Annotated in this window: 16 protein-coding genes; 6 read left to right on the forward strand and 10 right to left on the reverse strand. The window is 59.8% G+C overall.

Annotation, left to right across the window (positions count from 1 at the left end; all coding sequences use genetic code 11):
* Nucleotides 1-23: 23 nt before the first annotated feature.
* Together kynA and kynB are read right to left on the reverse strand one after the other, a co-directional pair.
* Nucleotides 24-881 (reverse strand): tryptophan 2,3-dioxygenase, encoded by an 858-nt coding sequence (gene kynA / locus C8K58_RS29065; RefSeq protein ID WP_027607676.1) that lies wholly within the window; start codon nt 879-881, stop codon nt 24-26.
* The gene (kynB, locus tag C8K58_RS29070; RefSeq protein ID WP_108574771.1) at nt 878-1,528 is read right to left on the reverse strand and encodes an arylformamidase; all 651 of its coding nucleotides are present in this window, start codon (nt 1,526-1,528) and stop codon (nt 878-880) included. The genes kynA and kynB overlap by 4 nt, the downstream gene beginning before the upstream one ends.
* A gap of 299 nt (nt 1,529-1,827) precedes the next feature.
* On the opposite strand from kynB, the gene C8K58_RS29075 reads away from it, so the two are divergent.
* Nucleotides 1,828-2,172 carry a cupin domain-containing protein gene (locus C8K58_RS29075; protein ID WP_003230905.1) on the forward strand — a complete coding sequence of 115 codons (345 nt, stop codon included), beginning with the start codon at nt 1,828-1,830 and terminating at the stop codon, nt 2,170-2,172.
* 64 nt (nt 2,173-2,236) lie between these two features.
* On the opposite strand, the gene mmsB is transcribed toward C8K58_RS29075, so the two are convergent.
* Together mmsB and C8K58_RS29085 are read right to left on the reverse strand one after the other, a co-directional pair.
* Nucleotides 2,237-3,124 (reverse strand): 3-hydroxyisobutyrate dehydrogenase, encoded by an 888-nt coding sequence (gene mmsB, locus C8K58_RS29080; RefSeq protein ID WP_092359345.1) that lies wholly within the window; start codon nt 3,122-3,124, stop codon nt 2,237-2,239.
* Nucleotides 3,125-3,138: 14 nt separating this feature from the next.
* A complete protein-coding gene (locus C8K58_RS29085; RefSeq protein ID WP_027607679.1) occupies nt 3,139-4,656 on the reverse strand; it encodes a CoA-acylating methylmalonate-semialdehyde dehydrogenase in 1,518 nt (505 codons plus the stop codon).
* Between the two features lie 131 nt (nt 4,657-4,787).
* Between C8K58_RS29085 and C8K58_RS29090 the strand changes: the two genes are divergently transcribed.
* From C8K58_RS29090 to C8K58_RS29115, 5 genes are all read left to right on the forward strand, one after another.
* Nucleotides 4,788-5,735 (forward strand): LysR family transcriptional regulator, encoded by a 948-nt coding sequence (locus C8K58_RS29090; RefSeq protein WP_108574772.1) that lies wholly within the window; start codon nt 4,788-4,790, stop codon nt 5,733-5,735.
* Between the two features lie 409 nt (nt 5,736-6,144).
* Nucleotides 6,145-7,470: a hypothetical protein gene (locus C8K58_RS29095; RefSeq protein ID WP_166655333.1), complete on the forward strand. Its 1,326-nt coding sequence runs from the start codon at nt 6,145-6,147 to the stop codon at nt 7,468-7,470.
* Nucleotides 7,471-7,533: 63 nt separating this feature from the next.
* Nucleotides 7,534-8,190 (forward strand): DUF5343 domain-containing protein, encoded by a 657-nt coding sequence (locus tag C8K58_RS29100; RefSeq protein ID WP_108574773.1) that lies wholly within the window; start codon nt 7,534-7,536, stop codon nt 8,188-8,190.
* A 1-nt stretch (nt 8,191) separates the two neighbouring features.
* The gene (locus C8K58_RS29105; RefSeq protein ID WP_108574774.1) at nt 8,192-8,785 is read left to right on the forward strand and encodes a Swt1 family HEPN domain-containing protein; all 594 of its coding nucleotides are present in this window, start codon (nt 8,192-8,194) and stop codon (nt 8,783-8,785) included.
* Nucleotides 8,786-9,612: 827 nt separating this feature from the next.
* Nucleotides 9,613-9,903, forward strand: a complete 291-nt coding sequence (locus C8K58_RS29115; RefSeq protein WP_108574775.1) for a DUF3077 domain-containing protein — start codon at nt 9,613-9,615, stop codon at nt 9,901-9,903.
* 375 nt (nt 9,904-10,278) lie between these two features.
* Here C8K58_RS29115 and C8K58_RS29120 read toward each other — a convergent pair whose 3' ends face one another.
* The 6 genes from C8K58_RS29120 to recC are packed head-to-tail and all read right to left on the reverse strand — an operon-like array spanning nt 10,279 to nt 21,835.
* A complete protein-coding gene (locus C8K58_RS29120; RefSeq protein WP_178087843.1) occupies nt 10,279-10,770 on the reverse strand; it encodes an OmpA family protein in 492 nt (163 codons plus the stop codon).
* 4 nt (nt 10,771-10,774) lie between these two features.
* Nucleotides 10,775-12,037, reverse strand: coding sequence for a diguanylate cyclase domain-containing protein (locus tag C8K58_RS29125; protein ID WP_092359350.1), 1,263 nt, complete (start codon nt 12,035-12,037; stop codon nt 10,775-10,777).
* On the reverse strand, nt 12,034-12,600 hold the full coding sequence (locus C8K58_RS29130) for a YfiR family protein (protein ID WP_027607683.1): 567 nt from the start codon (nt 12,598-12,600) through the stop codon (nt 12,034-12,036). The genes C8K58_RS29125 and C8K58_RS29130 overlap by 4 nt, the downstream gene beginning before the upstream one ends.
* Before the next feature lie 12 nt (nt 12,601-12,612).
* Entirely contained in the window at nt 12,613-14,718 is a 2,106-nt protein-coding gene (gene recD / locus C8K58_RS29135; protein WP_108574776.1) for an exodeoxyribonuclease V subunit alpha, read from the reverse strand.
* Nucleotides 14,715-18,389, reverse strand: a complete 3,675-nt coding sequence (gene recB / locus C8K58_RS29140; protein ID WP_092359352.1) for an exodeoxyribonuclease V subunit beta — start codon at nt 18,387-18,389, stop codon at nt 14,715-14,717. The genes recD and recB overlap by 4 nt, the downstream gene beginning before the upstream one ends.
* Nucleotides 18,386-21,835: an exodeoxyribonuclease V subunit gamma gene (gene recC / locus C8K58_RS29145; RefSeq protein ID WP_027607686.1), complete on the reverse strand. Its 3,450-nt coding sequence runs from the start codon at nt 21,833-21,835 to the stop codon at nt 18,386-18,388. The genes recB and recC overlap by 4 nt, the downstream gene beginning before the upstream one ends.
* Nucleotides 21,836-22,049 lie beyond the last annotated feature (214 nt).

The raw sequence follows: 22,049 nt of genomic DNA on the forward strand, positions 1-22,049 counted from the left end.
CCCCCTCCCACATTTGATTGCGTTTACAGCGTGGAGCGCACTCGCCACAGCTCGGGGAACAGCACGGTGTCGAGCATCTTGCGCAGGTAACCCACGCCCTCGGTGCCGCCGGTGCCGGGCTGGAAGCCGATAATCCGCTCCACTGTGGTCACATGCCGGAAGCGCCATTGGCGGAACGAATCCTCCAGGTCGATAAACTTCTCGGCCAACTGGTACAAGTCCCAATACCGGCTCGGATCGCGATACACCTCGCGCCACGCCGCCTCCACCGACTCATCGTGCACGGTCGCCGCCGTCGGGTCGCGCTCGGCACGCTTGGGGTCAATCGCCAGCCCCGCCTTGACCATCAGGTTGATCGCCTCGTCATACAGCGACGGCGTGGCAATCGCCACCTGCAACGCCTGCAACAACTCGGGCCGATGGGCATGGGGGCGCAACAGCGCCGGGCTCTTGTTGCCGAGGATAAATTCGATCTCGCGGTACTGGAACGACTGGAACCCGGAGGACTGCCCCAGGAACGGGCGAATCGCCTTGTATTCCGACGGCGTCATGGTCGCCAGCACAGCCCAGGCGTGCACCAGTTGATCGAAGATTCGCGACACCCGCGCCAGCATCTTGAATGCCGGCGGCAACTCGCCCAGGCGCACGTGTTCGCGGGCGGCCTTGAGTTCGTGGAGCATCAACTTCATCCACAGCTCGGAGGTCTGGTGCTGGATGATGAAGAGCATTTCGTTATGGTCCGGCGACAGCGGGTGCTGGGCGCTGAGCACTTTGCCCAGGTCCAGGTAGTCGCCGTAGCTCATGGACTCGGAAAAATTCAGTTCGGCGTTATGCCATTCTTCCGGTGGCTGGTAGTCGGCAGAGAAAGGACATTGGCTCATCGCGTGGGCTCCTTGAGCGGGCGGAGAATGGCACGGACCGGGCTGGCGTCCAGGTTGGCGAAACGCAGCGGCAGGGCGATCAGTTCGTAGTCGCCCTCCGGTACGTCGTCGAGCACGATGCCTTCGAGAATCGCCATGCCATGCCGCGCCACGGCGTTGTGGGCATCCATGGTCTTGGACTGTTGCGGGTCCAGGGAGGGCGTGTCGATCCCGATCAGGCGCACACCCAGGCTGGCCAGCAGTTCAATGGTCTGCGGGGCGATGGCGGTGAAGTTCGCATCCCATTCGGTCAGCGGTGCTTGTGGATAAGTACGCAACAGCACGCGCTCCGGCAGGTTATCCACACGCCCTTGCAACTGATGGGGCTGGACCAGCGCGCCGCTGTCCAGGCAATGCAGCACCCGGCACGGGCCCATGTACACCTCCAGCGACACCTCGCCAATCGGCGCTCCGTCGGCGCTGTAATGCAGCGGCGCATCCACATGGGCGCCGGTGTGCGGCGACAGGGTGATGCGCCCGACATTCACCGGGCACTCCGGGCCGAACTGCCACACACGCTCTTCCTGGAACGGCGTATCGCCCGGCCAGGTCGGGGTTGCCGTGCTCAAGGGCGGGCTGATATCCCACCACGTTTTTATTGAGGTCATTTGAAGGCTCTCGGCGGTTACTGGGGTGAATGATACGAGGGCCAGATGTGAATTTTCTTGCGAATTCGTGCGCCGCGAGTGACTTCTTTCGCACTTACTGCGAGGAAACGACGGATTCACGCTCAAAAGTGTCGGCTGACCTGGCGCCATCGGGGGCAAGCCCCCTCCCACACTGATTCGCGATGCCCCGACAATCGTGTTCGCCTGCGCTTCTGGGCATCCCGATGTCGAGTTCAGACCACTGGCGCAACGTCCCAGGCCTTAGGGTGCATCTTTCCATTCCCTGCCTCGGAGTCATCATGTCCAAGCCCATCACCGTACTGCGCGACACCCACCCCCTGCCGGTCCTGGATGCCTGCAAATGGGAAAAGCTCGAAGGCGACCCGCACACCGTCAACCTCAACGCCTACACCAGCGAAGACGGCAGCAAGATCATGGGCACCTGGATCTGCACGCCGGGCAAGTGGTATGTCGAATACGTGAAATGGGAATACTGCCATTTCCAGGAAGGCTACTGCGTGATCACGCCTGAGGGGATGGAACCGATTCACTTGCGGGCTGGGGATATCTTTGTGGTGGAGCCAGGGATGAAGGGGACGTGGGAAGTGGTCGAGACGGTACGTAAGTATTTTGTGTTTGCTTGAGCCACCTCTTCCAGTGAACTGCTTTTTTGTGGTGAGCGGGGCAAGCCCGCTCACCACCGTCAGTTTATTCGGGTTTGCGATAGCTGTTGATGATCGCCGAAAAGTCCTTGCCCCCTTCGCCGCGCTGACTCATCGATTGATACAACTGCTGGGCCACCGCACCGAGGATCACCGGTTGCTTCGCCTGGCGAGCGGCCTCGGTGGCCAGCCCCAGGTCCTTTAGCATCAAATCGGCGCCGAACCCGCCGGTATAGCCACGGGACGACGGCGCGGTTTCGATCACGCCCGGCCATGGGTTGTAGGTGTCGGAACTCCAGCAGCGCCCGGTGGAGCTGTTGATGATCCCGGCCAGCACCTGGGTGTCGATGCCCAGCGCGTCGCCCAAGGCCATGGCTTCGCTGACGCCGACCATGCTGATGCCGAGCAGCAGGTTGTTACAGATCTTGGCGATTTGCCCGGTGCCCACATCGCCGCAGTGCACGATGTTGCGGCCCATCTGTGCCAGCACCGGTTGCAGGGTGGCGAACAGTTCCGGGGTGGCGCCGACCATGAAGGTCAGGGTCCCGGCCTGCGCCCCGCCGGTGCCGCCGGAGACCGGTGCGTCGGCCATCACCACGCCTTGCTTGGCGGCAGCAGCGGCGACGTCGCGCGCGGTCTGTGGGTCGATGGTGCTGCAATCCACCGCGGGCACGCCGTTGCCGATCCCCGCCAGTACACCGTCTTCATTCAGCCAGACACTGCGCACATGGGCGGCGGCGGGCAGCATGGTGATCACCAGCTCGGCGCCTTGGGCAGCGTCACGCGGCGAGTCGCTGATGCTGCCGCCCAATTCGGCGAGTTCCTTGAGCACCGTCTGGTTCAGGTCGAACAGGTTCAGCCCATGGCCGGCCTTGATCAGGTTGCGGGCCATCGGTGCGCCCATGTTACCCAAGCCGATAAATGCAATCTTCATGGTCGTCTCCCGAATCAGCGCAGGTTGATGGTGGTGTTGACGCCATCGTTGACCGTGTCGTCGTCGAACCAGCGGCTGGTGACGGTCTTGGTCTGGGTGTAGAACTGCACCACTTGCTTGCCGTACGGGCCGAGGTCGCCGAGCTTGGAGCCACGGGAACCGGTGAAGCTGAAGAACGGCACCGGCACCGGGATCGGGATGTTGATACCGACCTGGCCCACATCGATTTCGCTCTGGAATTTACGCGCCGCCGCCCCGCTCTGGGTGAACAGGCCGGTGCCGTTACCGAACGGGTTGGCGTTGACCAGCGCAATGGCCTGGTCGAGGGTGTCGACTTCCAGCACCACCAGCACCGGGCCGAAGATTTCCTGGGTGTAGATCTGCATATCGGTGGTCACGCCCGAGAACAGGGTCGGGCCGACGAAGTTACCGTGCTCGAAACCCGGCACCTTGATGTCGCGGCCGTCCAGCTCGAGCTTGGCGCCTTCTTTCACGCCGCTTTCAATCAGCTCCAGGATGCGGGCCTTGGCGCGCTTGGAGATCACCGGGCCGACATCCGTGCCCGCTTCGCTGCCGGCGTTGACCTTGAGCTTTTGCGCCAGCGCTTTCAGATCCGGCAGCCATTGCTTGGCCGCCCCCACCAGCACCACCACCGAGGTGGCCATGCAACGCTGGCCCGCCGCGCCGAAACCGGCACCGACCAGGGCATTGAGGGTGTGTTCACGGTTGGCATCCGGCAGTACCACGGCGTGGTTCTTGGCGCCCATCATCGATTGCACGCGCTTGCCGTGCTTGCCGGCCAGGTCGTAGACATGAGTGCCGACGGCAGTCGAACCGACGAAGGACACCGCCTTGATGTCTTTATGGGTGCACAGCGCATCCACCACATCCTTGCCGCCGTGCACCACGTTGAGCACACCCGCCGGTACGCCGGCTTCCAGCGCCAGCTCCACCAGCAGCAGGGTCGACAGTGGGTCCTGTTCGGACGGCTTGAGAACGAAGGTGTTACCGCAGGCGATGGCCATCGGGAACATCCACAGCGGAATCATCGCCGGGAAGTTGAACGGGGTAATGCCGGCACACACGCCGATGGGTTGGCGCAGTGTGTAGGTATCGACGCCACCGGCGACGTTCTCGGCGAACTCACCCATTTGCAGGGTGCCGATGGAACAGGCGTGCTCCACCACTTCCAGGCCACGGAAAATATCGCCCTCGGCATCGGCAATGGTCTTGCCCTGCTCGGCGCTGAGGACCACCGCGATACGCTTGGAGTGTTCGCGGATCAGGGCTTGCAGCTTGAGCATGATGCGCATGCGCGCGCCGATCGGCGTCAGCTTCCAGGTCTGGAAGGCTTGATGGGCGGCGTCGATGGCGGCATTGACTTCATCGGCCGTGGCGAACGGGACTTTGGCCAGCACTTGCTGGGTGGCCGGGTTGACGATGTCTTGCCAATGGGTGGTCCTGGACTCGACCCACTCACCGTTGATGAGCAACTTGACCTGTTGCACGGAAATATCGGCAGATGCGTTCATGTGGTCTCCAACTCTTATATTTATACAGAGACAAGGCGCTTGAATCGCCTTGAAGAATGAGGCGTTCGGACTGTTTTTGGAGTATAGATGTGCAAATCTCTAATAAGAACGCACATAAAAGCCGGTCCAATATGCAAAAAAACATCACATCACTGGGCTCCCTGAATTGGGACGACCTGAAGTTTTTCCTCGAAGTGGCCCGCACCCGCAAGGCCAGCGTCGCCGCCAAACGCCTGGCGGTGGACTACACCACCGTGTCGCGGCGCATCAGCTCATTGGAAGTGTCCCTCGGTACGCTGCTGTTCGAAAAATCCCGGACCAACGGCTTCGTCCTGACCCCCGAAGGCCAGCGTTTGCTGGGCTACGCCGAGTCCATCGAAAGCACCCTGCACATGGCCTGCGAACAGGTGTCCGGCTCCGGCGTGGCGCTGTCCGGCCATGTGCGCATGGGCTGCACCGAAGGCTTCGGCAGCTTCTTCGTCACCCCGCAGTTGAGCCACTTCGTCGACACCTACCCCGCCATCTCGGTCGACATCCTGCCCCTGCCCCACTTCATCAGCCTGTCCAAGCGCGAAGCCGACATCGTCATCGCCCTGGAACGCCCGGAACACGGGCCCTACGTGTGCTGCAAACTGTGCGACTACAAACTGCAGCTGTACGCGACCCAGGAATACCTCGACCAACACCCGCCTATCCACAAACCGGCAGATTTGGCCGAGCATCCGTTTATCAGCTATGTGGATGATCTGGCCTTCAGCTCGGAGCTGCTGTACCTGGCCAACGTCGTGCCCGGCGCCAGCGCCAGCCTGCGCAGTACCAGCGTGATTGCACAGTACGTGGCGGCGCAGCAAGGGCGGTCGATGGCGATCTTGCCGTGCTTTCTGGCGGCGCAGGATCCACGGTTGCTGCCGGTGTTGGGGGAGCAGATTGCGATTACACGGCAGTTCTGGATGTATTGCCGGGAGGATTTGAGGAAGCTCAAAAGAATCACTCTCCTATGGGATTACATAAGAGAGGTCACTGAGATGAATGGCCCATTATTGCTGGGCGAAACACGACTACTCCGATTCGCAGATTGAGTGCGGGCAACGAGTAAGGGAGTTTCATCGTAATGATGCCAGCAGGGGTTAGCAACAGGTTGCTGCCAAGGGTTGCTGCTAAGTTTGTGAAATCTGAGGAGGCCTCACAATAACACGTAGACGCGATAAGACTGCTGTGTTGGCCTAGGTGGTGGACGCAATCTGAGGGTATAAGGGGAACGCACGAGGAGCACCCCAGTGAAGTGATGTCTCGAAAATTTCCATCATATTCCGTTGAAGAGCTCAAAGAAGCAGTTTAGAAAAAAGCATGAAGGGATATTCGCGAGGGGTTGCCGAAAGTCCTTCCACCCTATAGTTTCAGATCTTGGGCATGGCGAGATGCCATCTCCATCTATCCATGGGTAGTCGGCCAGTCGGGTAACGCCCTATCAAATCAAGGAAGAAGCACATGTCCTCAATCGTACCGAAGCCCCCTGAGCCAGCACTTCCAGCACTGCTGTCAACGGTACTTCCCGCATTAACCTCACTAACGACAGCGCTTGGAATCCCCAGAACCGTTCTGGCAAGCGATGAGGAAATAGAGTACGCATGGCGAGACTTACCACGTGAACTTAGAGATATACCGGCGCCCCTGCGTGGGGAGTTAGTTGCAAGGATGTGTGTTGCGGTAAGCACTGGCCTCTTTGATAGTGCTATGAACTACATCTGGAACGCTGCCATTTTGCAGCTGCGTACAAAAGTAAGAAACTTTGGCCTGCCTATAGTTGCTCAAATTCTTCAGTCAGATTTTGAGGAAAAGCATTTACTGGAATTGCAAGACAGCCGACTCCTTGAACTTGCCCTGAAGCTAAACTTGGTCAACGAGGACGGCTTTTTCTTCTTGGACCAGTGCCGTGATGTCCGGAACAATTTTTCTGCTGCACACCCTACCATTGGGACAGTAAATGATCGTGAATTCACGACATTCCTCAACAGATGTGTCCGCTACGCACTTGCAGACGCCTCGTCACCACGAGGAGTCGACATTGGTGCTTTCATTACTGCAATCAAAGGCGCGCGGTTCAACGCAAATCAGAATGGCATTTGGGTCCAGCGTCTTTCCGAAACTCACGATGCTCAGCGACAAATGCTGGTCGTCATGGTGCATGGGATTTATTGTGATCCCAACACATCCGAGCCATCGCGACTCAACGCGTTAGACGTTTGCAGTGCTCTTAACAATGGATTCACTGCTGGCATTCGATCAGACCTTGTGAACAAGCACAGCGAGTATGCCGCCAAGGGAGATGAGCCGCGCCATACAGCTTCGCTCCAATTCTTCGAGAAACTTGGCCTTCTAACTCTCCTAAATGAGTCGGAACAGCATGCGGTTTTCTACCGAGCAATTGATCGACTGTGGAACGTCCACAACGGCGCGAACAATTTCTACAACGAGCCTCCTTTTGCAGAGCGCCTTTTAGAGCTTTCAAAGCAAAGCGCAATACCCGAGACGATCCAAGAACAATTTGTACAAGTCGTAATTTGCTGCATTATCGGGAATGGGTACGGCGTATGCTGGGCAGCAGTATCAAATTACGAGCAACTCATTCGTTCTTTTTCACCTCGGGAGGTTGCGATGATGATTGGTTTAGCCGCCACGCCAACAACTATACTGGCTCGCAGAGTATCGAGCCATGCCTCTTGCCGCCAACGGTTTAAGCAAACATTAACACTCATAGACCCGGCAAGTGTCCCAAGCAGCGTAAAAGCGGCATATGATTTCTATATGAAATAAACAACTTAAAGCTTATAGACCAGCTCGCAAGCCAAAGCTACAACACCAAAAGGGAACTGAATCGTGGCGGAAAACTTACCTTATAGCACCTCCGTTGGAACACTTATTAATATGCTGGATAAGATAAAATCAGCATCCGTCCCCGAGAGAGTCACCCAGGACTTTGTTTCGACAAAATTAGCAATGAAAGGTGGCACCGCAGCTGCATGCATTCCATTCCTAAAAAAGATGGGCTTTGTAGCAAGCGATGGAACTCCGACCGACTCGTACAAAGAGTTCAGAAATCCCAAAAAATCAAAACTTGCGATCGGCAAAGCCTTCAAAAAACTTTATCAAAAACTCTATGAGATGAATGAATACGTCCATGACGCTACCGACCAAGAGATACTTGGCTTGATTGTGGAGTGTACAGGCGGAGAAAAAGACTCGTCAGCAACAAAAGCAACACTAACAACTCTAAACGCGCTTAGAAAAATTTCGGATTTCGACATCGAAAATGACGAATCCACCGAAGCTTCAGAGTCAATTAACGGCAGGGCAATACCATTTGAGCCAAATCAACCAACACCTTCGCACTTTCAAATTCCGCCACAGCATAGCTCTGGCAGCAAAGGGATCAACCTCGCTTACACAATCAACCTAAACCTGCCAGCAACTAAAGATATAGAGGTATTCAATGCGATATTTAAAAGCCTTAAAGAACACATCCTAGGAGACTAATATGGCCTTCGAAGAGACAGTAAAAGCATTTGGCATGACCAACATGCTAATCGAATCAGAAATTGATCAGTTGGAAAAAAGCCTCTCAATTAAACTTCGCAACGAAATCAGCAAAGAGGAAGGACTGAACGAAATCGAGAAGGCGTACGTCCCCCAATTTGCAGAAACTTTGCGAATTGAAGCTGCAGAAATGGCTCGAAGCTACGAGCTATTTTATTGCCTGGAAAAGACTATCCGACGACAAATAACGGAGATCTTAGAACTCAACCAGGGTGCTAATTGGTGGAGCGATAAGACTATTCCTCAACAAATTTTTGCTGACGTAAAAAAACGAGTACAACGAGAGCGAGAGTCGGGCATAACTCCGCGCTCCTCAGACCAACTCGATTACACCAACTTCGGCGAACTCGGAGAAATCATAAAATCAAACTGGCAAATATTTGCAAGCGTCTTTAACAACATAAAAGCAGTTGAGAAGATCATGTCAAATCTCAACTCACTCAGAAATCCAATTGCGCACTGCAGCATGCTTGCAGAAGATGAAAAGCTTAGGCTCGATCTTAGTCTCCGTGACTGGTTCAGGCTGGCGGAATGACACAAAATTTTACGTTGAATATCATATGAGCTAGCCATTAGGGCGAGTAGTTTGTCGGGTTACCCAGATGGAGTGCAATGAAGGTTTCGGCAAGGCGTCATGGGGTGTCCATAACAACCTTTCTGTCAGTAGTCTTGAGTGAAACGGATGCAGTGCGGGTGATGCTGCCGGTTTCGTGAAGGCGCAGAGAGTAAATACCATTACTTCGACAGTGGTAGAGCTTAACGAGCTTCGTCCTCGGATTGCGTGAGATCAGTAGTTTTGTGACAGCATTTTTGACAACAGGTCGAGTTGCGAGGAAGGTCATGTCGGTTAGCAACGTAATCATTGCGTTAACCCTTACTCCCATGCAGTTCTGGATCTATTGCCGGGATGACTTGCGCAAGTTAAAGCGGAATACGATGTGGTGGGATTACATCATGAAGGTGACGGAGCAGAATCAGGTTTTTTGATGAGGGAGACATGGGACGTCACTTTCAAGAACTAACAAGAACTAAAGGGCCATCAACGACGATTCGCTTTAAATTGCAGGACGTTTCCTAGAGAATCTCCGGCCTATTGCGCTGTACCGTTTGGATCACTAGCCTCCCTGGGTCGCTGCACATCAGCGATCGGGTTTAGCGATCCGGTTTCGAGCGTGGCACTGCCCCCAACAGTATCAGCTGGCGTCCGTCAGCTTTTAGCGTTTTATGGCGGCTGTGTGCGGGAGACTTTCGAGTCTACCCGGGATGCGCTCTGGCCCGGATCGCTAACCTGCACACAGCTGCCACCCTCTTCATGTTTAGCGATGTGATGTGGCGGCTCTACTTCAGCAGAGAGCAATTACCATGAGCAAAATCATTCCCGACCCACCGCTTTCCTCCCTCACCACCCTCGGCGTCGTTACCTTCGGCGACTACGGCGAAAACGAAAAACCGCTGTTCCGTGTCAATTCCGGCATGCCCATCGGCGAAGCGCTGGAGCATGCCTCAACCTTGCTTTTTTACTCCAAGAAACTCGCGATGGAAGCCGCCATGGATGTGCGCGGCGAGCAATACGCATGGGCCGCGCATTATCTGTGTGAGATGGGCAAGGCCGTGGTGGATGACTTGACGCAGGCGATGACGCCGAGCTGTTGAGCGAACGCTATTCATATGTGGGAGGGAGCTTGCTCCCGATGGCGGTGCGTCAGTCAGCTTATCTATCACTGACCAACTGCTATCGGAGGCAAACCCTAATGCCGGTCAGTTAAGAAGTCTTAAGAGCGCAAAGTAACCTGTGGCGAGGGAGCTTGCTCCCGCTGGACTGCGCAGCAGTCCCAGTCTTTTTAAACAAAGAGCTGGGGCCGCTTCGCAGCCCAGCGCGGGACAAGCCCGCTCACTACAATATTGTGTAGATACCTTTGCTGCGATGGCGGTGTGTCAGTCAGTACATCCAGTACTGATACACCGCTTTCGCAGGCAAGCCAGCTCCCACAGTTGATTGGATTTCAGATTGAAATCGGCGGTACGGACTCAGTCCGACATCACCACTATCGACACCCGTCGATTCTCCGTGCGCCCCGCCGCGGTGTCATTGGACGCCACCGGCTCGCTGCTGCCCAAGCCGCGCAGTTGGATGTTTTCTTCCTTCATGCCCACACTCATCAACACCGTCGCCACACTTTTCGCGCGGCGCAGGGACAGTTGCTGGTTGTAGGTTTCCTTGCCCGAGCCGTCGGTGTGGCCATCGACGCGTACGCGCTCGATGCCTACACCCAGCAGGGCCTTGCCGATGCGCTGGACGATGTCGGTGCTGGGTTGGTTAAGGGTTTCGACGTCACTGCCAAACAGCACTTTGCCGGACAGGCCGAACGCCCAGCCGTCATCGGTAAGCTCGAAGCCCTGTTGCTTGAGGACGGCGACTTGCGCCGGGGTCAGGCCTTTGGAAGGCGCCGTCTGGCAACCGCCCAGGGCGAGCAGCGCCACCAGCAGGGTGATAAACATAAAACGCGCGGTCGAGAACAAGGAATCAACTCCTGTGTTGAACGTTGACGACGGGGCTCTCCGGCTCCGCCGTTTGCTGGCCCCCCGAGGACAAACGCTTGGCCTGGTACATCGCCGCATCAGCGGCATTGAGCAAGGTGCCGGGTGTGACGCCATGTTCGGGGTAGATGGCTATCCCGATACTGAGGGAGGTCAATACCTGGGTGCTGCCGGGCACGGCAATCGGCATGTCCATGCTGGCGATGATTTTTTCGGCGATGCGCTGGGCGTCTTCGACCTTGTGCAGCGGCGCCAGCAGGATGGCGAACTCGTCACCGCCCAGGCGCGCTACCAGGTCATCTTCACGCAATTGCGCACGCACCCGTTCGGCGACGGCCACCAGCACGGCATCACCGGCGGCATGGCCGAAGCTGTCATTGATCTCTTTGAACCGGTCACTGTCGAGGTACAGCACGGCCACCTGTTCCTTGGCCTTGGCGGCGCTGCGCAGCGCGCGAATCAGGCGGCCTTCGAAGTACGCGCGGTTGGGCAGACCGGTAAGGCTGTCGTGGTTGGCCTTGTGGGCGAGGGTTTCGTTTTCGCTTTGCAGATGGTTTTGCCAGGCTTCCATCTCGCCGAGCAGGGCATTGAAGTCGCTGCCCAGGCTATCGAGTTCGGCGATGCGGGCCGGCGGCACGCGGCGGTCGAAGTCACGCTCGCTGCGGGCGGCGTGGGCCACGGCGGCGAGGCTTTGCAGCGGCTCCGTAATGCCGCGCAACAGACGCCGCGCCAAGTGCAGGGCGACCCAGGCACTGAGGACGGTGCAGATCAGGATCCCCGCCAGGCCGCTGAGCAGGAAGCGCAGCAGGCTACCGCCGTGGCCGGTCAGGTGAATGCTGCCGATGGTGCGCCCCTGGTGGAGGATCGGTTGGCTGATGGGCTGTTCGAGCAGGGTATGCGCCAGCGCCAGTTCAACCCGGGAGAGCATGCCGGTTTCCGGGCGTTCCCAGTGCGCCAACAGCCGGCCACTGCTATCGAACACGTCAGCCTGGGCGACTTCTTCGGTGGAGGCAATCAGGCTGAGGGCTTCGGTGGCGGCGCTGCGGTCGTTGAACACCACGGCCGCTTCCACGGTGTAGTTGATGGAACGGGCGATCAGGTGCAGGTTGTGTTCGGCGTAGACCCGCAGCGCCAACACGCCGAGCAGGGTCAGGGAGACACTGGCCAGCGTCACCGCCACCAGCGCCAGGATCATGTGCCCCCGGCCGATGACGGAACGCAGGGTAGGTCGTACGTTCGCCGCTTTCATGTGGTGGGCGCCCGGCGCCGGGACAGTTGCAACACGCTGGGATGAATGCGCACGCCGCTGCGCGCCACCGAGTCGAGGTTGACCTCAAACGACACTTGCTCATCGCCCACCCGCAGGCAGAACAGGCTGCCCACGGTGCATTGGTCGCCGCCTTCACTGATGCTGAGCACCGGGTGGCCGATCAACGAGGCAAACAGGCGGCTGCGTTCGTCATTGCTGAGTTTGCCGATGTACACGGCGTCGCAGGCGTTGACGATATCGGGATGGTCGGCCAGCAGGCGCCGCACCACGACCGGACGGCCGGTGGCCTGGATGGTGCCTTTGATCAGGTCGTCGGTGTATTGGGTCGGGCCGACGATGCACAGGCGCAGTTGCGCAGGCTCTACTGGCCAACGGGCATAGCTGAGGATACCGAGTACCACCTGGGTGACCGCCTGGGCGCGCTGGTCAGCCGGGCCTGGGGCCTCGGCAAATACCCGGGGCGCCAGCAGGCATAGAATCGCCACCAGCAGCAAGCGTCTCCAGCTCGAACTAAGCTCTGTGGGCGAGACAGCCAGGTTCATGCAACGATTCTCTCAGGTGTTTTCGGGGTGATGCCGCAACGATAGCACAGCGTCAGATATTTCTGACTCCTGACCCAACTCCAGCATCAACCCACTCAAGCGTTTGACCTTGCGGCGCACGGCCTCTTCAAACACCCCGCCCCGGGGTTCGATCAGGCTGAACCAGCGCTTGGCGCGGGTGATGCCGGTGTAGATCAACTCTTTGGTGAGCACCGGGTTCAGCGCGTCCGGCAGGATCAATGCGGTGTGGGTGAACTCCGAGCCCTGGGATTTGTGCACGGTCATGGCGTACACGGTTTCCACATCATTGAGACGGCTGGGCAGGACAAAGCGCACGCCACCCTGGCCATCGTTACGTGGGAAAGCCACCCGCAGCACCTGGGGGCCGCCGTCGCTTTCAGGCAGTTTGAGGGCAATGCCGATATCGCCGTTCATCAAGCCCAGGCCGTAATCGTTGCGCGTCATCAACACCGGACGGCCTTCGTACCATTGCTCATCCCCCTCGATCAGCCGCACTTTGCGCAAGGCGGCCGTGATGCGCAGGTTCAGGCCTTCGACACCCCAAGGCCCCTTGCGCACGGCGCAGAGCAATTGGAACGCATCGAAGGCTTGCAGCAGTTGCTGGGCCCAGTGGATCCAGGCGAGGTCATCGCGCGGGGTGTCGACGGCGGGGCGTGCGCTGTGCAGCAGGTTGAGGTAATAGCGATAACCCTGGGCGCCGTCGCCCTGCCCGTCCAGCACCAAGCGCTCCAGGGCGTGGTCGTGCTCACCTTTGAGGCTGATGCAGAACAGGTCGCTGTGGCTGCGCGCGGCCAGCAGCTTGCGAGCATCGTCGGCGTTTTGCTGGTTGACCCAGCGCGCCAGTTGGCCGATGCCGCTGCCTTCGCCGAAACGCCGTGAGTAGCGCAGCATCACCACTTGCTGAGCCAAGGGATGGCTGCCATCGAGGTCTTCGTGCAGGCCACTGGCGCTGAGGTCTTCGCCGCTGACGGTTTGCAGCCATTGGCGGGTGTCGGGGCTGTACCAGCCGGCTTCGGCATCGCGGCACAAATCACCGAGTACGGCGCCGGCCTCCACCGAGGCGAGTTGGTCCTTGTCGCCCAGCAGCACCAGGCGGGCATGGGGCGGTAACGCATCCAGCAGGTTAGCCATCATTTCCAGGTCGATCATCGAGGCTTCGTCCACCACCAGTACATCCAGGGGCAACGGGTTGCCAAGGTGATGGCGGAAGTGCCGAGTGCCCGGGCGACTGCCCAGCAAGCGGTGGACCGTGGTGACCTGGGTCGGGATCTTTTCCTTCACGCTTTGCGGCACTGTCAGCGACAGCACTTGCTGGCTGATGGATTCGGTCAAGCGCGCCGCGGCTTTACCGGTCGGCGCGGCCAAGCGGATACGCAGCGGGCTACCGGACTCAACGGCCGGCGCCTGCAACAGCGCGAGCAGGCGTACCACGGTGGTGGTCTTGCCGGTGCCGGGGCCGCCGGTGACGATGCTGAATGCACCGCGGGTGGCCAGGGCGCAGGCGAGTTTCTGCCAGTCGATCACGCCATCGGGCGCCGGCTGGTCGAACAAACCATTCAAGCGCTGGGGCAAGTCGGCGGCGACGCTTTCCTGGGTGGCAAGACGCAGGCGCAAGGCGCTGTCGATACGTCGTTCGTAAGTCCAGTAACGGCGCAGGTACAGGCGTTTGCCCGACAGTACCAAGGGACGACTGTGTGCCGATTCGCTGCCGTCCAGCGCCAGGGCGACCAACGGGCTGGCGGCCAGGGCGTGGCACCAGCGGGCGCCATCAAGGCCGTCGAGCAACTGCGACGGCAGCAGCATGGCGCCGCTTTGCAGGTCGCCTTCGGGCGGCAAGGACAGGGCAAAATCCGGCGCGTTGAGGGTTTCGAACAGGTCCAGGCACACATGGCCGTGGCCGAGTTGATGGCTGGTCAGCGCCGCCGCCAGTAGCACCAAGGGGTCGGCGTGTGGATCGAGCTCGTGCAGGAAGCCTACGAACGCCTTGTCCAACGCCCGCAGCCACCCCCGGTCAACCCAACGCTCCAGCAGGCTCACCAGGTCGGCGGCGCGGCTCAAGGGCGCTAACGCCTCAAGCGGTAACGGCGACAGGCTCATAACAACACTCCTTGTTCCCAGGCAGGCTCAGCCTTGGGCGGGATGGGCTTGCCCTGGAACAGCAGGTCCAGGCCTTCGATCAGGTCCCGTGGCGGCCGGGTGAAAAACGCCCCTCGGCTGACAGCCTGGGTGCCGCGCAGGAACAGGTACAGCGCGCCGCCGACATGACGGTCGTAGTCATAGTCCGGCAGGCGCGCCTTGAGTTGGCGATGCAGGGCGAGCAGGTAAAGCACGTATTGCAGGTCGTACCGATGTTCGAGGATCGACTGTTCCATGGCGTCCTGGGTGTAGGCCGAATCGTCGGGACCGAGCCAGTTGGATTTGTAGTCGGCCACGTAGTAGCGGCCGTCATGTTCGAAGGTAAGGTCGATAAAACCCTTGAACATGCCGTTGAGCAGCACTGCTTCGGCGGCGACGCGGGACACACCGTTGTGGGTGTACTGGCACACCAGCTTGTCGAGGGCGAGCACGTCGACTTTATGGCTGGCGAACCAGAACTCCATTTCAATCTGGTAGTGCTGCAGGTTGCTCAGGGCGACCTGGTCGTTATCCACCGGCAGCGGCGTGTGCAGCAGATGGCCCAGCCAGTCGCTGAGGGTGACGATCCAGCCTTCCCAGTTGCGGCGATTGCAGCGCGCGCCTACGGCTTGTTCGATCGCTTGCGAGGTCACGTTGAAGCCTTCTTCCCCGGCCCACTCCAGCAGGCCGTGAAGGAAGGTGCCGGGGTTCGGACCGCGTGGGAAACGGTGAATGTCTGCGCCGGACGCTGCCACTTCACGCGGTGCGTCGGGATCGAGGCGTTCGTCATCGAACAGCTTTTGCGCCTGTGGGCTTTCGGGCGCTTCAAGGTGGGCGACGCTCATGCTGTCGCCAATGCGCAAGGCACTGTAGGACGCGATCCACCAGTTCTCGGCGGCCTTGCGCTTAGGTAACAAGGGCGCGAGCAAGTGGGCAGTGTTGCGCGGCGGGTGGAACAGGATGTCCTGGGCGTCGGGCACTGGGGCGTAGTGGATGGCCGGGCAGCCGTCCTGCAGATCCAACAGCCAACGCGCGAGGCCGGCGGATTCACTCAACGACGCACCGGCGCCGAGCAGGTAACCCAGCGCCGACAGGTGCAGTACCGAGCTGCTGCTGTTGCCACGCTTGAGGTCGGCAACGCCGAGCCAGCAGGCATGTTTGGCGCGGGTCAGGGCTACGTAGAACAAACGCAGGTCTTCGGCCAGGCGCTCATCGTCGGCCTGGGCGATCAACTCGGCGGTCGGGCGCAGGCTGACGTGGGATTTGCCGTGTTCATCGTGGTAATGCAGCGGCAGGCGACTGCCGTCGACCGGCTTGGCCGAGCAGATGAAAGGCAGGAAGACCAGGTCGTACTCCAGGCCCTTGGATTTGTGAATGGTCACCACCTTGACCAGTTGCTCGTCACTTTCCAGGCGCAGGATTTGCTCTTCGCCGGCCTGGCCGGACAACGCCAGATGTTCGGCCAGGTGGCGGATCAACGCCTGTTCGCCGTCCAGTTCCGACGCGGCTTGCTGCAACAACTCGCTGAGGTGCAACAGGTTGGTCAGCACACGTTCGCCGTCGCTGCGGGCGATCAGGGTTTGCGGCAGTTTGAAGTCGTGCAGCAGGCGACGCAGCATCGGCAACACGCCTTGGGTGCGCCAGATCGTGCGGTAGCCTCGGAACTGCATCACGCGGCTTTCCCACGCCAGTTCGTCCTGGTTCAGACGCTCCAGTTCCGGCAGTGACAGGTTCAAGGTGACGCAAGCCAGGGCAGCCCGCAGCGGCCGCTCGACGTCCGGCTCGGCACAGGCCTTGAGCCAGGCGAGCAGGTCGTGGGCTTCCTGGGCGGCGAAGACAGAGTCCTTGTCGGACAGGTACACGCTACGCACGCCACGGGCGGCCAACTCGGCGCGCACGGCCTGGGCTTCCTTGCCGTCGCGCACGAGGATGGCGATGTCCGACGGCAGTACGCCTTTGAAGCTGTCGTCCGCTTGCAGGAAACCGGCCGTACCTTGCTGCCCGCCGTTGAGCAGCTCGACAATCCGGGTGGCACAGGCACCGGCCAGTTGTTGGCGGTACACCGCGTTGGAAACCGGCTGGTCGGTGGGCAGGTGCCACAGGTTCATTGCCGGCAACGTTTGGCCGTCGACCTGCAGTTTTTCCTTACGGCCTTGGGATAGCACCGGATGGAACGGCACCGGGTTGTCGCCATTCGACTCCCGGAACAGGAACGCGCCGCGGCCGGTTTCCGCGCGCAGGAACACGTGGTTCACCGCGTCGACCATCGCATGGCTGGAACGGAAGTTGGTGCCCAGGGTGTGATGACGGCCGAGCGTGGATTTGCGCGCACGCAGGTAGGTGTAGATATCGGCGCCGCGGAAGGCGTAGATGGCTTGCTTGGGGTCGCCAATCAGGAACAGGCCGCTGTCGAGGTGGTTCTCTTCGATGCGGTAAATGCTGTCGAAGATGCTGTATTGCACCGGGTCGGTGTCCTGGAATTCGTCGATCAGGGCCACCGGGAACTGCTCGCGGATCACACTGGCCAGGCGCTCGCCGCCATCGGTTTGCAGGGCGGCGTTGAGGCGGATCAGCATGTCGTCGAAGCCCATTTCGGCACGCCGGCGTTTTTCTTCTTCAAAGCGCTTGCCCACCCAACCGGCAGCGTGTTGCAACACCGCGGCGTCGGGGGTTGGCAGCGCGTCGAGGGCGGCCTTGAGGCCGGCCATGGCGTCGATGCCGGGGTGTTGCGGCGGGTCGCCCTTCCAGGCTTCGGCCATGCCGTCGGGGGTGAGGCGGGTGAAGCCGGTGCCAATATCCAGCTGTTCCAGGGTTTCGTCAGCGGCCCAGGCGCTGATCTTTTCGAACCAGGGCTCGAAGTAACGCGCTTGCATCTTGCGGCCGTCGACGGCTTTGGCGGCTACGGCTTGCAGGCAGATTTCGCGCAACTCGACGGCCCATTGTTGCCAGGGAGCCTTGATGTTTATCAACGCTTCACGGCGTTCTTGCAGGCAAGCGTTGATCAACTCGGCGGGTTCGCGGGTTTCATCCGTCGGCCGTTCGCTGCCGAACAGTGCGCGTACCCGTGGCATCAACGCGGCCGGACCGCCCCAGTTGCTGCGTACCCAGTTGAGGGCGTCGTCGTGCATCGGGTAGCAGAACAGTCGCCAATAATCGCGAAGCACTTCGCCGAGCAGGTCACTGTGGTCGGTTTCCAGGGTCTGGGTGAACAGGCTGCCGCTGTCGAACGCGTGTTCGCGCAGCATGCGCTGGCACCAACTGTGAATCGTGGAAACCGCCGCCTCATCCATCCACTGGGCTGCGATGTCCAGGCGGTTGGCGCAGGCGGGCCATTGCTCGGGGAGGTATTGCGCACGCAGGTCGGCGATCAGCGCGTCGGGCTGTTCAATCTCTTCGCGGAAGAAACGTGCGGCCTCGGCCAAACGCATGCGGATGCGTTCGCGCAGCTCTTTGGTGGCGGCATCGGTAAAGGTCACCACGAGGATTTGCGGCGGCAGCAGTTCACGGCCAAAACCGGACTCACTGTCACCGTGGCCAAGGACCAGACGCAGGTACAAGGCGGAGATGGTGAAGGTTTTGCCGGTGCCGGCGCTGGCTTCAATCAGCTGGCTGCCATTCAACGGGAAGGCCAGGGCCAAGGGTTTGCTGCTCATGGGCCGGCCTCCTCGCCTGTGAGTGATCGCCATGGGGCGTTGATGAGCGGTCGATACAAGGTTTCGCACCAGCCTTCGAACTCTTCGCTGGCGACCAGGGCGGCGTAATCGGGGAACTGTCGGGTGAGCGCCGGGGTTTCGCGACGCTCGCCGTCGGTGGTCAGGCCGTCACCTTCATAGGCTTTGCTCGCGGCGGCGTGGGCTTTGACCGGATCGGTCTGGCTGAGCCAGGCGAAGGCGGTCTTGACGGCTACCGGGAGCGGCTCTCTCATGCCGCTGTGCCAGGCCAACAGCAGGTTGCCGAGGATTTCCCGGGCGATGGGCTTATCCAGCGGGGCCAGTAGCAACGTATCGTCGCTGGCCACCAACCCCGTGCTCAACGACAGGCCGCAGGCGCAGGCCACCACATGATTGACCCAAGGACGAATCAGGCGATGCCATTTGCGTGTTTTGATCGAGCCGATGCTATTGGGGATGGTGGTGACACTCAGCAATCCGCCATCACTGCGTCGATGCAGGCCGCTGATCCAGCCTTCCAGCGCTATACCTTGATGCTCGAAACTGATCGGTTCTGCAGCGGTGTGTGGCGTTGGCCAGAGCGCCAGCAACTGCTGGTAGCGTTGCAACAAGTCGGGCAGGGGCTCAATGAGTTCGTTGCGCAGGCACTCGCCGAAACCAACCATCGGCAACAGGCCACTGCCTTGCAGCCGCAGGGCCTGGGCGTTGAGGGCCTGGTCGAGGTGTTCGGGCTGGGACAGCGCAGCGTTCAACAGGCTGTCGCTCAGGTTGTAGCGTTGCAGCGCGTCAAGCACGAAGGGCTCTTCATCGGCCAGGGGTACTTCGGCGGCTTCGAAGAACACTTTCAGACGCTGGCTGAAGAAGTGTTTGACCGGGTTGCGTAGGAAATCCTGCAACTGGCCGAGACTCAGGGGTTCTTCCTGTTGATGCTGCGCCAGTTGACCCTCTTTTGGGACGTTATCCACAGCTTCGTGGAGTAACTGCCATTCGCGGGCGTAGCTGAACAGTGGATCACCTTCGTGGAAATAGCGGGCGCTGAAGGGTTGGAGCGGGTGTTCCTGGGTCATCGCGTCCAGTAGCGGTGTTTCTTGTGCGTTGTGCCAGCCACTGGCGATATGGTCGCGCAGTTGGCCGATGAGTACAGAGGCCGGGCGCTCGCTGTTATCGCGGATGCTACGGCCGACCCAGCTGATATAGAGCTGGTCGCGGGCGGACAACAGGGCTTCGAGCAGCAGGTAACGGTCATCTTCACGGCGCGAACGGTCGCCGGGACGGTAGTCGCTGCCCATCAGGTCGAAATCCAGCGGTGGCTGGGCGCGTGGGTAGTCGCCGTCGTTCATGCCGAGCAGGCAGACGAGTTTGAAGGGGATGGCGCGCATGGGCATCAGGGTGCAAAAATTGACAGCTCCGGCGAGGAAGCGCTGGGACAGACGGCCTTGATCCAGGCCGGCCAGCCAGGCTTCGCGGACTACGGTAAGCGGTAACTCATCCTGCAGGCCAACGGACTCGCAGGTTTCCAACCAGGTTTCCCTGAGTTGCTCAAGCTGACCCAACAGGTAGTCGTCGTGCTCGCTGCTGGGTAGGAAGAAGAGTTGCATAAGGCGTTGCAGACGCTCGCCCCATTCGTGGGGTGCTGCGGGTTGTGACAGCGCTTGATGGGCATCGCTGAGCGCATCGAGCAAAGCGACCAGCGGGCCGATCAAGGCCGCATCAAGCCCGCCGATTTCGTCGTAAGGCTCAATGCCTTCGCAGGCTGCACCGGTGCCGACGGCGTAGCCTAGAAGCATACGGCGAAGACCGAATCGCCAGCTGTTTTGTTCCAGTTCACTCGGCAGACCGAGCCCCGCACGTTGCTCGGCGTTGAGCCCCCAACGGATGCCAGCGCCTTCGATCCAGCGGTGCAGCGTGGGCAAATCGCGCTCCTTGATGGCGAAGCGTTCGCGCAAGGCCGGGACGTCCAACAGATCGAGAATCTCGCTGACAGGGAAGCGGCTGTCAGGGAGTTTGAGCAGGTGTTCAACGGCGATCAGCAGGGGATCGCGGCCGCGCTGGCCTTGATCGGTGAGGGTAAAGGGAATGAAGCGGGGATCGATTCTGTCCAGTTGCCCGAATACCGCGCGAATATGCGGCGCATAGCTGTCGACGTCGGGGACCATGACGATGATGTCCCTTGGGCGAAGCGTGGGGTCGGCGCTGAAGCGTTGGAGCAATTGGTCGTGGAGAATCTCTACTTCGCGTTGGGCACTGTGGGCAATGTGGAAGCGGATGGATGTATCACGCTCCAGATCGACAGCCGGCCATTGTTCCCGAGTCTCATTGAGCGGGCGCAGTTCGAGGATATCGTCCTGAAGCTGGTTGAGCAGTGTGGTGGGTTCGCTGTCGCTGAACAGGTCGATTCGACCATCGCGAAAAGCGGCGCGGTAGCTGTTGGGATCGTCGTAACTGTCCAGCAGGCTGATGTAGTCGCGACCTTGTTTGCCCCAGGCGGCCAACAGCGGATGGGCGTGTTGGTGCAGGGTTTGTGGGTCGATAGTAACGGGCATGCCGGCTTTACGCGCCTGGCGTTTGTATTCGTTACGCAGCAGGTCTTTGTCGGCCACGATGTCGGACCAATGGTGGCGACACGGGTTGTGCACGCACAGCAGGACTTGGCTGAAACGGGCCAGGCCGGCCAGCGCCTCAAGCGCTTGGGCGGGTAGGGAGGAAATCCCGAAGACAATCACCCGGGAAGGCAATCCCTTCGGTGCTTGTTCAAGCGCATTGATACGTTCGATAAAGCGCTGGTGCACGCCGGCGCGGCTTTCGGCCATGCCCTCTTCACCGACGTCCAACAGCAGCGCGCGCCATAACTCGGCTTGCCAACAATTGGCAGGGTTGAGTGGCTTTGATTCGCCTCGACCATTACGCAATTGATGGCGGCCGGCAGCCCAGTCTTCCAGCCAGTCAGCGCGGTAGACCTGGTATTGGTCGAACAGGTCAGCCAGTCGTTCCGCCAGTTGGTAGCGTTTGCGCAGGTCGGAGTCGTGGGTCAAGAAGCGTTGCAACGGCTCGAAGTGCTGTTGATCGATGAGTTCCGGGAGCAGGCGCATCAGGCGCCAAGTGAGCGGGGCTTTATCGAGCAGGGATTTTGGAGGGATTTCGTCACGTCCCAGGACCATGCGATAGAGCTGCCACATGAAGCTGCCGGGGAGCTGTACATCAATGGCGGCGGCAATTCCGCAGCCTCCCATATCGTCGTCTTGCGGGTCTTCAGCCAAGGCCAGTTTGAGCCACTGGGCAATGCCGTTGCTTTGTACCAAGGCGATTTCGTTTTCCAGAGGCGCCAGGGGATAACGGCGCATCCAACTCACCACCAGGCTGCGCAGTTCGTCCAAGCGGTTGCCGTGAACCACCATGAATCCAGCGCTGAGGGACGTCGCATCCGGCATAACGGCTTCCTTGGGAAAAGCAAAATCGAGGGCATGGACTTTAGCACTGAAGACCCTGCCGAGGCGCCTCTTCGCACTTTCCGAGCGCCCAAAACAAAACCCCATCTGCTTTCGCAAATGGGGTTTCGGAATTTAATCTTGACGATGACCTACTCTCACATGGGGAAACCCCACACTACCATCGGCGATGCATCGTTTCACTGCTGAGTTCGGG

This window comes from Pseudomonas sp. GV047 (assembly GCF_003058245.1).
GTDB classification, from domain to species: domain Bacteria; phylum Pseudomonadota; class Gammaproteobacteria; order Pseudomonadales; family Pseudomonadaceae; genus Aquipseudomonas; species Aquipseudomonas marginalis.

Bases quoted from the DNA above. Each gene is read 5' to 3' on its own strand.
- C8K58_RS29115 (WP_108574775.1), top strand. From the start codon at position 9,613: ATGAGCAAAATCATTCCCGACCCACCGCTTTCCTCCCTCACCACCCTC.
- kynB (WP_108574771.1), bottom strand. From the start codon at position 1,528: ATGACCTCAATAAAAACGTGGTGGGATATCAGCCCGCCCTTGAGCACG.
- C8K58_RS29105 (WP_108574774.1), top strand. From the start codon at position 8,192: ATGGCCTTCGAAGAGACAGTAAAAGCATTTGGCATGACCAACATGCTA.
- recB (WP_092359352.1), bottom strand. From the start codon at position 18,389: ATGAGCAGCAAACCCTTGGCCCTGGCCTTCCCGTTGAATGGCAGCCAG.
- C8K58_RS29095 (WP_166655333.1), top strand. From the start codon at position 6,145: ATGTCCTCAATCGTACCGAAGCCCCCTGAGCCAGCACTTCCAGCACTG.
- C8K58_RS29090 (WP_108574772.1), top strand. From the start codon at position 4,788: ATGCAAAAAAACATCACATCACTGGGCTCCCTGAATTGGGACGACCTG.
- C8K58_RS29125 (WP_092359350.1), bottom strand. From the start codon at position 12,037: ATGAAAGCGGCGAACGTACGACCTACCCTGCGTTCCGTCATCGGCCGG.
- recC (WP_027607686.1), bottom strand. From the start codon at position 21,835: ATGCCGGATGCGACGTCCCTCAGCGCTGGATTCATGGTGGTTCACGGC.
- kynA (WP_027607676.1), bottom strand. From the start codon at position 881: ATGAGCCAATGTCCTTTCTCTGCCGACTACCAGCCACCGGAAGAATGG.
- C8K58_RS29075 (WP_003230905.1), top strand. From the start codon at position 1,828: ATGTCCAAGCCCATCACCGTACTGCGCGACACCCACCCCCTGCCGGTC.
- recD (WP_108574776.1), bottom strand. From the start codon at position 14,718: ATGAGCCTGTCGCCGTTACCGCTTGAGGCGTTAGCGCCCTTGAGCCGC.
- C8K58_RS29130 (WP_027607683.1), bottom strand. From the start codon at position 12,600: ATGAACCTGGCTGTCTCGCCCACAGAGCTTAGTTCGAGCTGGAGACGC.
- mmsB (WP_092359345.1), bottom strand. From the start codon at position 3,124: ATGAAGATTGCATTTATCGGCTTGGGTAACATGGGCGCACCGATGGCC.
- C8K58_RS29085 (WP_027607679.1), bottom strand. From the start codon at position 4,656: ATGAACGCATCTGCCGATATTTCCGTGCAACAGGTCAAGTTGCTCATC.